The sequence below is a fragment of the Paenibacillus sp. J2L1-98 genome (assembly GCF_056269405.1).
Genome location: NZ_JBWDNW010000016.1, coordinates 47,399 through 60,008, shown reverse-complemented (window position 1 = coordinate 60,008; position 12,610 = coordinate 47,399). Strand labels below are relative to the sequence as shown.

Sequence of the window (12,610 nt, the reverse complement as noted above, 5' to 3'; positions counted from 1 at the left end):
AATTCCCACATGGCACAGACATCTATTCCTCTCTTTGTTACAATAAGATGACATACGCAACTATTTAGCGTCGGTTGATGTCTAAAGTTATGAACCCTAATGCTTGCAGTTCGTTCATCCGATCTTTCATGCAAGTGACCAACAAGAGAGGTGAATGAATAGAATGAACGATTTGATTTTGGAACAACGCACTGCAAGCCAATACGACAAGAAGACACGCAAAAAGAAAGGAAACCGGACCTTCCTCCTTTTCGTCTTCGTATGGCTCATGATCATATGCTCCGGCATAATAGGGGCCAAATGGTATACGGACCGGATCCAGCAGACGCTGTCCGCTGATCTGGAGCGTCAAACCGCCGGCCAAATTTCGGCGATGCAGAAAGACTACGAGGCTCGCATGCTTGAGCTGCAGACGAGCTACACTTCCGATCTTGCCGAGCTGAAGGCCAAGGTCGATGCGTTGAATGAGCTGCTTACGTTCACGAAGGATAACGCTGATTCCAAAACCGACAACAGTAATAAGCTGTACACGCAATTGAACGAAGTGAAGAAGCAGCTGAACGAGCTGCAGAAGAACCTGGATGTGCTCAAATGAACATCACCGTCAAAGCGTTAAACCGTACAGCACTGCTTGCCATCGCGCCTTTTCTCGGCATTATGATTTGGCTGCTGATATCCGATATCGTCATTCAATTATCTGCAGAAGCGTTTCCGCTGCCTGTAACCGAGCAGGCAAGACTCCCTCAAGCCGATATTGCGCCTGCCGCAACAGGCCTTGATCACGCCCGGGAAACCGCGTCGCAAACCCGCGAATCGATTCAAAAGCAATTGAAGCTGTATAAGCAAACAAATGCCGAAATGGCGAAAATTTCATCAATCGCCGCGTCGCAAGCGGTGAGGCCTCTGATCATATATGACCGCAATATAACCAGCAAGCTAGGCAATGCCGCGGCTGCATTCGAATCGGACAAGCTGAGAGCTCAGCTGTTTTACATCAAAGCGGAAAACTTCTCGGCGTATGCGCTCAAAGTGAAGCTGAAGAGCAGTGACGCGATGACGATGTCGCTTGGCGGGGATGAGCTCGGCAAGGCGGAGACAACGCTAGCCGCCGTGAATCGTCACCACGCTGTCGCAGGCATTAATGCAGGAGGCTTTGCCGATGGCCGCGGCAAGCGTTACCCGCTGAGCACGACCATCGTTGACGGCAGCTATGCTACAAGCTTTGAGCCGCCTCATGCGGATCTGTTTTTTGTCGGCCTCAACGAACAGAATAAGCTGATCGGCGGGAAATTCGCGAGCCGGCAGCAGCTCGATGCCCAAAATCCGAAGTTTGGCGCATCCTTCGTGCCCGTCTTGATGCGCGGCGGAGCTTTGCAGCCCATTCCGGTCAAATGGCAAACCAGCCCGAAACGCGCTCCCCGCACCATTATCGCCAACTATAAGGATGACCAGCTGCTGTTTCTCGTGGCCGACGGGTACAACGAATCCGGAAGCTCCGGCGCTACGCTGGGCGAAATGCAGCTCTTGCTTCAGCGCTATGGCGCCGTTGACGGCTACAACCTGGATGGCGGCGGCTCTTCCTCGCTCATTTTTAACGGCCGCGTCATTAATAAGCCTTCTGACGGACAGCTTCGCAAGCTGCCGACGCACTTTCTGTTTTTCAAATAATTAGGCTTGCATAGCGCGATAACGATGATTTCTGAATATACTAATAATGGACTCCTTGAATCAGACTCCTACTAACGCTTTTTGGAAAGGAGCAGCTCGGATGGGCATCGGATCGAAGTGGTATCGCAAGTCATTATTGACGATTACAGGAATTCCGCTAGTAGAGAAGCTCTCAACGACCTTTGGCAAAAGACTCGCCAGCAGGTTTATTGCAGGGGAAACGCTGGAGGAGGCTTTGGCGGAAATCAAGGTGCTCGGCAAGCTCGGCATTATGGCTACGCTCGATCATCTTGGCGAGGGCATTCGGGATATAAGCGAGGCTGCCGCATACAAAGAGCAGTACTTAAAGCTTATCGAAGGCATTGCCGCCAGTAAAGCAAGCTCTAACGTATCGCTAAAGCCGACCCAAATGGGACTCGCTCTGGACCAAGAGGCGTGCTATGCCAATATTCGCGATGTGGTTAAGCATGCCAGACGCCACCGGAACTTCGTTCGGATCGACATGGAGAATACGCCTTACACGCAGGCGACGCTCGATATCGTAAAACGGCTCCATGCCGAAGGATTAACGAATGTCGGGACCGTGCTGCAGGCTTACTTATTCCGGACAGAGCAGGACGTTAAGGATTTGCTGCAAGCGCGCATAAGCCTTCGCCTCGTAAAGGGAGCTTATAAAGAATCGGACGAGGTCGCATATCAGAAGCCGGAAGAGGTCATAACCAGCTTCAAAAGCATGATCAAGCTTCATTTGGACAAAGGCGTATATACGGCGATCGCCTCGCATGACGATGCGATCATCAGCTGGGTGAAGGCTTATGCGCGTACGCATCGGATTTCTAAAAACGCTTTCGAATTTCAGATGCTTTACGGTCTTCGGATGAATGAGCAGGTCCGGCTAGCCAAGGAGGGCTACCGCATCCGCTGCTACGTCCCTTACGGCGTCATGTGGTATCCCTATTTCACCCGCCGGCTTGCAGAGAAGCCTGCAAACCTGATGCTGGTGCTCAAACACATGTCCGGTCTCAAGCGCTGAAGCCGCTCCTGCGGCGGCTCGGCGCTTTTTTTCATACATGTCATCAGCCGGGCACATGTCCTCTGCTTACATGACTAACCGGCAAGCAAATTGACAATAACCGTCGTTCCTTGATCAGTCTTGCTGTGAATTTCAATCGTTCCCTTGTGAACGTCTGCAATCCACTTGCATAAAGACAAACCCAATCCGCTTCCGCCTTGGCTCCTTGTCCGCGAATCATCTGCCCGATAGAAACGCTGAAATATAAAGGGCAAATGCTCCTCGGGAATTCCGATCCCGTAATCCGTCACTTCAATCTGGATAAATTCATCTTTACGGCATGCCTTAATTTCGACTGTTCCGCCTTCTGGCGAGTATTTAATGGCATTTTCAATTAAATTAATAAATAATCTTCGCAGCAGATCTTCATCCCCGTTTAGCGTAAATGAATCCGGGATAAGCACGTGCAGCTCGATTTGTTTTTTTACTGTCAATGACCATAAATGATTGGTTACATATTGAAATAGAAGCGTGCCGTCAATCTTTCTCAGCTTGATCTGGTTTGGATTTGACGTTTTTGATAAATATAAAAATTTCCCTACCATATCAGACAAATAGATGACCTCTTCCAGAGCGGAATGAAGCACAGCCTTATATTCCTTCACTGATCGATCCCGGTTTAAAGCGACGTCCATTTCTCCGCGGATAATCGTTAAAGAAGTGCGTAGCTCATGTGAAACATCCGAGGAGAATTGCTGGATTTGGGCGAAAGAGATTTCTAATCTGTCAATCATACCATTAAGAGTTTTAGATAAAATCTGCAATTCATCTTCCGGACCTTCAATTGGCAACCGCTCATGCAGATTTGTTGCCGTAATTTTATTGGTAGTAGTGATTATTTTCTGTATCGGCCGCAGCGTTTTTTTCGAAATCAGCCATCCCATCACGATTGAAATACCTACGAATCCGACATTGCAGATGAAAATAATGTTCCGCAGCTGATCGATAGCAAAATGCCTTATCCCGTCGTAGGTAGCAACCGTAATTTTGTATGTCAATTTATTCGTTGATAGCAGCGGGAGGGACATCGCACGAAGCGGCATTCCATTCAGCTCGGGATCCCAGCAGAAAATATTTTCGTCAATCTTCTCCAAAGTTCCTGAGACATTGATGTGTTGACCGTGCAGATTTTGTGAGGCTGCGATGACTTTTCCCTGATCGTTTTCAATATGCCAGTATATCTCTTCTTTATTAATTGCTGCTGAAACAGGCAATCCATTCATATATTCTTCGATTTCAGAAGACGAATATCCATTCTCAATATAATAGGCAATCCTGCCGCCCTCTCTGGCCAACTTCGAATCCACTTCTTTGGTCAACGAATTGGAAAATGAAAGATATAATAATACGCTAAATAGAGATAAAATCGAGATAAAGACAACGGAATGCCAGGTTGCAACCTTCCGGCTCATACTCTTGGGAAACATCATTGCTTTATTCTTCTCCTTTAATGACATAACCAACGCTATAAACCGTTTGGATCAGCTTCACATCAAACTCCTTGTCAATTTTATTTCTCAAATGATTAATATAAACATCAACCACATTCGTCCCTGTATTGTAAGCATCCATCCATACATGTTCTAGAATTAACGTTCGGGACAAAATCCTGCCTACATTTCTCATCATAAATTCCAGAATCGTATATTCCTTATTTGTCGTAAAAATATGGCGTCCGCCCCGGATCACTTCCCGCGTGGAAGGATTAAGCGTCAGGTCCGCTACTTGTAAACATGGGGATGCATTCTCTTGATTTCGCCGCAGCAGACAGCGGATACGGGCAAGCAGCTCCGAAAAAGCAAACGGCTTTGTCATAAAATCGTCCGCTCCTGTATCGAGTCCCTCCACCTTATCCTCTACGGAATCTTTCGCGCTCAAAATAAGAACAGGCGTTTTTGATCCGTTCGCCCGCAGCTCCCTAATGAGCCGAATCCCATTTTTCTTTGGAATCATAATATCCACAATCAATAGATCATAATCTTCCACGTAAGTCAGCTCCGAAGCCGTCTCTCCATCGTTCGCCACGTCCACGACATAATTATGCTCTTTCAACCCTTGCGATATAAAGCGCGCTACTTTTTCTTCATCCTCAACCAATAAAATTCGCATCTGTTTAACCCCCGCAAATAAGCCCCTGCATCTCGTTGATAATCATTATCAGTTATATTGTGTATCTTAGACTAATCCTCGCACCTCGTCAATCAGAGAATTAATTACCATGGTAAATAACATGACACAAGCCGCCTCTTAGAGGCGGCTTGTGTCGGCAGCTGCTATTATTGTTTTTTATATTCGGCCGTATATTTAAACTCTTGCTTTGGCCACCATTCATCCACATTGTGATAACCGAAATTTTCCGTATCCAGCTCCACCCAGAAGGTGAAATCATACGTTCCTTCGCTCGGCATTTTTACGTTTAAGCCGTAGTGCGGGCCGTCTGCAGCCGTCATCGGATAAAGACGTCCTTCGATTTTGTCGCCGGTTTCCTGATTCACTGCTTCATAAGTGAGCTTCAAGCCCGGAATCCAGTCCCCGGGAGCGAATCCCCATTTATTATCTTCAATCGCGTGAAAATCTCCTTCAAGATGGACATCCGCATCTTTGTTTCCAGGCATGCCATGATACATCGAAGGGTGAACATCTTTGGCCATAGGAATATATACGAAAGCAAATTCCGTTCCAAATTTGTTTTCCTTACCGATCGGCACGTCCGCAGGACCAGCCGCAGCGTCAACCGGCTGCACTTCCGCATTAGCGGTTTCCGTTGCTGCCGCTTCTTCCGCCGGATGGTCGGAATGATCCTCCGCTTTCGAACCGCAGCCGGCAAGCAGCAGCAATCCTAAAAACAATACGAGAGTTGATAACAAATATTTTTTATGAAGCATGTGTAGTTCCTCCTATAAATTTTTTACGTAAGCTGATAGTTAACCCTATAAATAGAACGATCAATAAACCCGCTTGAGCCGTCACTACTTCGATCGTCGGATAGATGCCCAGCAGACTCAAATCAGGCATTCCGACAATTTCCGTTGCGTCTAATGTTCCTGCGAATTGCAATTCGCGAATTCCATACCCCAGAAAACGGAAAGCCATAATATTCAGCAGAATGCTTGTAGCCAAAAAGTAAGGTTTCATTGGGATTTTTACCGCATAGCGGTTGATCAGATAGTACACTAACCCTAGTAAAGCCACTCCCAGCGCGAGTCCGCCTATAACGGCCGTTAGATGTGAACTGCCCATTGCAAATATCGCCTGATAAAAGAGAATGGTCTCGAAGCCTTCGCGATACACGGCAAAAAAAGCTGTCAGTCCAAGAGTGAATACACTTCCCGTTGTGATCGAGGCTTTCATTCTGCCCTCAACAAATTTTTTCCACCGCGAGCCTTTCGCTTTATTCACGAGCCAGAAGCTGATCCAAATCAGAATCGCCACGGCTACCAGCATCGTAGTCCCTTCCAGCGTTTCCCGGCTTGCTCCGCTAATCTTAAAGACGGTTTGCAGTAGAATGGCTGTAATGACGCTGGCCGCAACCGCTGCGCCCGCTCCCCAATAAATGCCCTTCAGTTTGTCCCTATGATCGGATTTGATCAGGAATGACGTTAGAGCTCCGATAACGAGAATCGCTTCAAAGCCTTCCCGCAAAATAATCGTCAAGGAATCCAAAAAGGATGCGAATGGATGAGCCGGTGCTGTGAGCATTTGTTTAACGGTCTGCAAATCGGTTTTGAGAGAATCAATCTCGCTTTGCACCGCTTCAGCACCCGGTTTTGAAGAACTGTAATCTCTTAATTTCGCAAACTTTTGTTCCATTTGAATAAGCAATTTCTGATCTTTGGCAGCGATACCGGATTCGAGCGGACCGAACAAAGCATAAGCGTTCATTGCCTCTGCCAAAGCTTCTTCCACATTGCCGCCCTGCTGCTGCTTCTGAACGTAACTGTCCAATGACTTATTGATCTCTTGAATGACCGTTTCCGTATCGTCATTGCTTTGCGATAGGCCCACCACTTTCAAAAGCTTGGTAGACAGTTCCGCAGATAAAGCAACAATTTGATCCGGTTCCTCTCGGTCATTAATTTGCCGGGTGAGAACATCAAGACCCTCCTGCACGTTCTTCACGGCTTCCTTATCGATTTCCGATAACGCGTCGCTAATCGATTTGAATTCGGCTTTCGCTCTTCCCACATATATTTTCGCTTCCTTATATTCACCCCAATTAACGACTTCCCTCTCCTTATTAACCCCTAATGTATACTCCACAGGGATCGTGTTAATAAAGCGGGCGGTCTGGACAACCTTTTCATTAAGTCCATCGTTCTCATAAGCGAATACTTCCTGTGAAAAAACGGTAATGAGCAAAGTTAAGACAAAAAGAATGCTAACGGATGTTTGTCTTACAGATAGCTTCATACTGCTGTTTCACCCCCTAACCTCTTAATTGATAATAATTATCTTTTTCATTCATTCACTTTAACAAGACAATCTAAAGTATTAATTAAAAAAAAATTAAGAAGTTTTAATGATTGATTTCAGATTGGCGGAATAAAGCGATCATTAACATTTTTTAATTTTGTTTTAAATAGTTTTTAAATATTTTCTTATAATATAGCCTTATTACCGAGTTGTTGATAATGAATATCATTATTATATATTTCCGGTTTCATCTATTTATTTTGGGGGAGATTTTTTATGATGCAAAATGCAGCTGTTAAAACGATGCTCGACTCACCAACCGGGAAAAAGCTTGGACATTGGGGAGGTCTATCCATCGTTGTTTTAATTCGCGTTCTTTTCGGAACGGGTTGGCTACTGGCGGGAATGACGAAGATTTTAGGGGAAGCCGGCTCTTCCGGACATTCATGGTTTACCCAGCCTGGCGTGTTTATTACCGATTATTTGATAAAGGCATTGGATAAACCGAATGTCGCACACTTTTATAAAGATTTTATTGAAGGCACGGCATTGCATCATATCACATTTTTTAATTATACGATTCCGCTCGTTCAGGTCACTGTCGGCGTGTTTCTCATCTTAGGCTTGTTTATACTGCCTTCCATTTGTATTTGTCTCTTTATGCATATTAACTTTCTGCTTTCAGGCAATATCAATTTAATTAGTCTCACGCTTTATACAAGCGCATTTGCCTTGTTATTAAACGGAAGACGTATGTATGCGTTAAGCTTGGATCGTCTTTTTAAATTAGAGAAATTATTTACACGCAGGAGCAGCAGTTCCAAAAACGCCAGTATCATTGATAAAAATGAAGCTTTACCGCAGGAAAGTCTCGAGAAGCTGCTGCAAGAGAGCGCAGAGCAAATCGCCAGCTCAGTTGAAAAAGCGCACGCCTCTCAAAACGAGCGCATCGAGCAATTCATTTCTTATCTTCAAGAAACCTACTTTAATGAAAATGGTTATGTTGAACAAGAACATAAAACCACGCCGGCTATACGAAAAGTTAAATAAGCTCCCTAGCACGCTATAGGAAGCTTCAGTCCAATGTCTCCCGTTAGTTAGCGGAATTAAATTTTAATGTTATTGCCGCTTCCAGCATTTTTAAGTCGCGCTCGTTGTCCAAATAAAGCTGCTCCGCTTCATGCTGCGAGATCGCTTCAAAGCGAAAGCGGTCGCCTGGCTTCAGCTGGGCAAACACCGGGATATCTACCGAAGCGACCTGGGCGATCCGGGGATATCCTCCCGTCGTCTGCCTATCGGCCAGCAGCACGATCGGATCGCCGCCCGGAGGCACTTGGACAGTTCCATTTACGACTGCCTCCGACAGCAGCTCAAGAGGCGAAGCAATTATCAGCTTCTGCGAGCCTTCGAGCCGGTAGCCCATCCGATCGGACTGTAGGGCTATTTGAAAAGTTTGGCTGAACAGCCTCTCCTGACTCTCCGCTGTAAACCGCTCATAATGAGTGCCAGGCATTGCGCGAATAATCGGGTCCGCCAAATTGCCCGCTATGGCAAAGTGACTCGCATGCCAGCCCGGAACTGCAAAGCTGCCATTCATGTCTTTACCCAGGAAATGCTTTATGCGCTCTGACAGCCGTCCGGGAGTACGTGCAGCCAGCACATCTCCCGACCTTAGCGCTCTTCCCTTGAAGCCTCCAATAGCACCCCGCAAATAAGTGCTTTTGCTTCCCATAACCTCCGGCACATCAAATCCGCCCGCTACAGCTAAATAAGATCGGCAGCCGGACTGGCAAGCTCCGAACTTGACGGAAACGCCTGCGCGAACCAGCACCGGCCTCCATAAAGGGAGGCGCTCCCCGTTTGCCGTTACGGACATATCCGCGCCGCATATGGAGAGCAGCGTATCCGTTTCGATAAGCAGCTCTGTTCCGGTAAGCGTCATTTCCAGCACTGCTTCATGATCTCCGTTGCCGACTAACAGGTTGGCTGCGCGTGCCGCTCCTGTGTCCATTGCACCGCTTGCCACAACTCCGTATTTTTGAAACCGATACCTGCCGAGGTCTTGAATGGTAGCCATCAAGCCTGGACGAACGACGTATATACTCATAGCACACCCTCTACATAAAGCTCATATTGCTTGCTCGATATCGGCTTAAACCGCACCGAATCGCCCGGTTGCAGTAAGCTTGGAACATCATCTTGAGGCCGGAACAGCGCAACCGGAGTTCTGCCGATCAGCTGCCAGCCGCCCGGCGTTGCAACCGAATAGACACCCGTCTGTCCGCCGGCAATGCCGACGCTTCCTTGCGGAATGCTCGTTCTCGGCGTTTGATGCCTTGGCGCGGCAATCCTTCCGGACATGCCGCCCAAATAAGGAAAGCCCGGTGCAAAACCGAGCATATAAACCAGATAAGAGCCTCCGGCATGAATGGCGATAACCTCTTCTTCCGTAAGTCCGTTAAGTGCGGCTACAAAGCCAAGATCCGGACCATGCTCTCCGCCATAGCAAACAGGGATTTCTATCGTTTTTCCTTCCTTATCCGAATCGCTCTGCTGCTCTGTTATGGCTAGGAACGGCTGCAGACGCGAGCAGACCGTTTCAAAAATCGATGTGTGCTGAAGCTCTGTGGAAATACGGCTTCTCTTGACTAGCAGCGGGTCATAATGGATAGCCAGCGCCGCAAAGGATGGAACGCATTCAATGAACCCGGCAAATGGCCGCTCCTCTATATAACGGCTGAGGTTCATTACAATTCGGTTCGTTTCTGCGTCGATGACGCTGCCCAAACGAATGATGACGGCACAATCGCCGAGAGCTTGAAGCTCATGCTGAATGCCCGAACCGGTTATCTCCTTCTCCATCCTCATCCCCCCGCCTTCCTAACGGCAATGCCTTCTGCCTCTAACGCTGCGCGCAGCTGCATAACATGCGAGGCAGCGCCTGGCGTGTCCCCGTGCACGCATACCGTTTCCGCTTTTAAAATATATCCGCTCTGCTGCCGTGTACGAACCTCGCCGCGCTTGATCATTTGGACCGCTTGCTCTGCGGCAAGAGCAGGGTCGGCAATGACGGCTCCTTCCGTCCCGCGCGGCGTAAGCGACCCATCCACTTCATAGGACCGGTCTGCGAACACTTCATTGACCGTATGCAGCCCGATCGCATCTCCCGCCCGGATGAGCTCGCTGCCCGCTAGACCGAACAGCAGCAGACTCGGTTCTACCTTATAGACCGCTTCCGCTATCGCGTCAGCCAGCGGCCTGCTCTTCGCAGCCATATTATACAGTGCGCCATGCGGCTTCACATGCGCGACGCTGCCTCCTTCGGATTTAGCGAAAGCATATACGGCCCCAAGCTGATAAACGGTCAGCTCATACGCCTCCTCCGGTGTAATCGCCATCTCCCGCCTGCCAAAGCCGATCAAATCAGGCAGCCCGGGATGCGCGCCAATCGCGACTCCGTGGGCAAGCGCCAGCTTGACCGTGCGGCGAATCGTCGCAGCATCTCCAGCATGAAAGCCGCACGCAATATTCGCTGACGTAATATATTTCATCAACTCGCTGTCAGGGCCCGTCCGGTAGACGCCGAAGCCCTCTCCCATATCGCAATTCAAATCTACGTGATGCATATTGCTCCCCTTCCCGCCTGCCGAAGTCCATTTCCAAAATTATAACAAATTAAAGCTGAAAATGATCTAGCCGGTGAAAAGCATGAGAATTTGCAAAAAAAAGAAGCGGCGCCGGCCCAGCGCTGCTTCTTCCGTTATTTGATAAAAAAGGTATGACCTATTCCCCGCCCATAAATACGTAACGGCCAATGATCAGCACCGCTAAAATCCACATGAGCCAGTGTATCTTATACTTGCCTTTGCCGGTCGCGTTAGCAACCGTTGCAAGCAGCACGAACGATACGATACCGAAAGAGATACCGTTCGCGATGTTGTACGTAAGCGGCATTAAAGCCAGCGTCAGGAAAGAAGGAATCGCGTAAACCATATCCGAAAAATCGATATCTTTTACCGATTGCATCATCAATACGCCTACGATAATAAGTGCGGCAGCCGTTGCCGCACCCGGAACGAGCGCAACGACCGGCGATAAGAAGATAGCGAGCAGGAAGCATATGCCTGTCGTTACGGCCGTTAGTCCCGTACGTCCGCCCTGCGCAATGCCTGCGGAGCTCTCTACGAATGCCGTGACCGTGCTCGTGCCGAGCACCGCGCCGCCGCTGACGCCGATGGCATCCACAAACATCGCCTTACCTACCCGTTTTTTACCCGCCTCCGCATCCTTCATGTAACCGGCGCGGTTTGCCGTACCGACCAGCGTACCGAACGTATCGAACATCTCGACGAATGTGAACGTTAGAATGACGGTAACAAGTCCGACCTCGAACACGCCTGCAAAGTCAAAATGCCAGAAGTTCATTTTCGAGAAATCAGGCACCCAGGTTTGGCCAGTAAATGCGGCCTTCACGTCAACATGACCGATCAGAACCGCAATAATCGTCGTGCCAAGAATACCGAACAAAATCGCGCCCGGTACACGGAGCACCATCAGCACGCCGATGAGAAGCAAAGCAATAATCGTAAGCACGACTGTTTCATTGTGGAAGCTCCCCAGCTGAATAACGGTTTCGGGACCGCTAACCGGTGTAAATTGTCCCGCCTTTATATCCGTGAAGCTCGATACGGCGATCGTCATGATGCCGCTGTTCTTCAAGCCGATAATCGTAATAAACAAGCCGATACCGACTGTAATCGCATGCTTCAGGCTGTCAGGAACAGCGGTTATGAGCATTTGGCGAATTTGCGTCAGCGTCAAAATGATAAAGATAATACCTGAAATAAAGACAGCTGTCAGTCCCATTGCAGGTGAGATCGGCGTATCCGTTGACGCCGATGCGATAATGACCGATGCAAAGTACGCGTTTAGCCCCATTCCCGGAGCAAGCGCGACAGGAAAGTTTACGAACAAGCCCATCGCGATTGTGAAAATGCCGGCGGCAAGCGCCGTAGCCAAAAACACTGCCGTCCAGTCCAGCCCTGCTGGCGTGAGTATGATTGGATTGACGGCCAATATGTATGCCATCGTCATGAAAGTCGTCAGCCCTGCCATAATCTCTGTTCTGACATTTGTTCCGTGTTCCTTTAAGCGAAAGAAACGTTCCATTTTGATTACTAACCTCCCAAAAATGTGGTGGAACAAACAAAGAAGCCTAGAAAAAATGCAATAAAACACATTTCTCCTAGGCTCTGCAAAAAGGGGAAAAGTATACCCGCCGGACCGCTGCGGGCTTTTCCGCCATTTTCGTAGCCTGATCATTTACGGTGACCGAGTAGAGACTCTCAAGCCGATTCTTGAGATTATACGAAAAGATATGCTGTTGTTGTTTTCCGTATACAATTTTAATGAGAATATATCCACTTTGTCAACAGCATTCACGAACGTTAATGACAA

Annotated in this window: 12 protein-coding genes and 1 riboswitch; of the genes, 4 read left to right on the top strand and 8 right to left on the bottom strand. The window is 48.2% G+C overall.

Features of this window, described 5'->3' with window-relative positions; translation table 11 throughout:
- The first annotated feature begins 163 nt into the window (after window positions 1-163).
- From AC0YNZ_RS22760 to AC0YNZ_RS22750, 3 genes are all read left to right on the top strand, one after another.
- Complete coding sequence (locus tag AC0YNZ_RS22760) at window positions 164-595, top strand: hypothetical protein (protein ID WP_475828787.1); 432 nt, start codon at window positions 164-166, stop codon at window positions 593-595.
- A complete protein-coding gene (locus AC0YNZ_RS22755; RefSeq protein WP_475828786.1) occupies window positions 592-1,668 on the top strand; it encodes a phosphodiester glycosidase family protein in 1,077 nt (358 codons plus the stop codon). The genes AC0YNZ_RS22760 and AC0YNZ_RS22755 overlap by 4 nt, the downstream gene beginning before the upstream one ends.
- A 100-nt stretch (window positions 1,669-1,768) precedes the next feature.
- Window positions 1,769-2,701 (top strand): proline dehydrogenase family protein, encoded by a 933-nt coding sequence (locus AC0YNZ_RS22750; protein WP_475828785.1) that lies wholly within the window; start codon window positions 1,769-1,771, stop codon window positions 2,699-2,701.
- Between the two features lie 74 nt (window positions 2,702-2,775).
- Here AC0YNZ_RS22750 and AC0YNZ_RS22745 read toward each other — a convergent pair whose 3' ends face one another.
- The 4 genes from AC0YNZ_RS22745 to AC0YNZ_RS22730 all read right to left on the bottom strand — a co-directional run bounded on the left by AC0YNZ_RS22745 (window position 2,776) and on the right by AC0YNZ_RS22730 (window position 7,150).
- Complete coding sequence (locus AC0YNZ_RS22745) at window positions 2,776-4,170, bottom strand: HAMP domain-containing sensor histidine kinase (RefSeq protein ID WP_475828784.1); 1,395 nt, start codon at window positions 4,168-4,170, stop codon at window positions 2,776-2,778.
- Between the two features lie 4 nt (window positions 4,171-4,174).
- On the bottom strand, window positions 4,175-4,849 hold the full coding sequence (locus tag AC0YNZ_RS22740) for a response regulator transcription factor (RefSeq protein WP_475828783.1): 675 nt from the start codon (window positions 4,847-4,849) through the stop codon (window positions 4,175-4,177).
- 167 nt (window positions 4,850-5,016) lie between these two features.
- Window positions 5,017-5,625 carry an iron transporter gene (locus AC0YNZ_RS22735; protein ID WP_475828782.1) on the bottom strand — a complete coding sequence of 203 codons (609 nt, stop codon included), beginning with the start codon at window positions 5,623-5,625 and terminating at the stop codon, window positions 5,017-5,019.
- Entirely contained in the window at window positions 5,615-7,150 is a 1,536-nt protein-coding gene (locus AC0YNZ_RS22730; RefSeq protein WP_475828781.1) for an FTR1 family iron permease, read from the bottom strand. The genes AC0YNZ_RS22735 and AC0YNZ_RS22730 overlap by 11 nt, the downstream gene beginning before the upstream one ends.
- A 279-nt stretch (window positions 7,151-7,429) precedes the next feature.
- Here AC0YNZ_RS22730 and AC0YNZ_RS22725 point away from each other — a divergent pair, with 279 nt between their 5' ends.
- Window positions 7,430-8,203, top strand: a complete 774-nt coding sequence (locus tag AC0YNZ_RS22725) for a hypothetical protein (protein WP_475828780.1) — start codon at window positions 7,430-7,432, stop codon at window positions 8,201-8,203.
- A 43-nt stretch (window positions 8,204-8,246) separates the two neighbouring features.
- On the opposite strand, the gene AC0YNZ_RS22720 is transcribed toward AC0YNZ_RS22725, so the two are convergent.
- The 4 genes from AC0YNZ_RS22720 to AC0YNZ_RS22705 all read right to left on the bottom strand — a co-directional run bounded on the left by AC0YNZ_RS22720 (window position 8,247) and on the right by AC0YNZ_RS22705 (window position 12,322).
- Window positions 8,247-9,260, bottom strand: coding sequence for a 5-oxoprolinase subunit C family protein (locus AC0YNZ_RS22720; protein WP_475828779.1), 1,014 nt, complete (start codon window positions 9,258-9,260; stop codon window positions 8,247-8,249).
- The gene (pxpB, locus tag AC0YNZ_RS22715; protein WP_475828778.1) at window positions 9,257-10,015 is read right to left on the bottom strand and encodes a 5-oxoprolinase subunit PxpB; all 759 of its coding nucleotides are present in this window, start codon (window positions 10,013-10,015) and stop codon (window positions 9,257-9,259) included. Before pxpB ends, AC0YNZ_RS22720 begins: the two co-directional genes overlap by 4 nt.
- A 2-nt stretch (window positions 10,016-10,017) precedes the next feature.
- Window positions 10,018-10,779, bottom strand: coding sequence for a LamB/YcsF family protein (locus tag AC0YNZ_RS22710; RefSeq protein WP_475828777.1), 762 nt, complete (start codon window positions 10,777-10,779; stop codon window positions 10,018-10,020).
- A 157-nt stretch (window positions 10,780-10,936) separates the two neighbouring features.
- Window positions 10,937-12,322, bottom strand: a complete 1,386-nt coding sequence (locus AC0YNZ_RS22705; protein ID WP_475828776.1) for an NCS2 family permease — start codon at window positions 12,320-12,322, stop codon at window positions 10,937-10,939.
- A gap of 121 nt (window positions 12,323-12,443) precedes the next feature.
- A riboswitch (purine riboswitch) is annotated at window positions 12,444-12,544 on the bottom strand.
- Window positions 12,545-12,610: the final 66 nt, after the last annotated feature.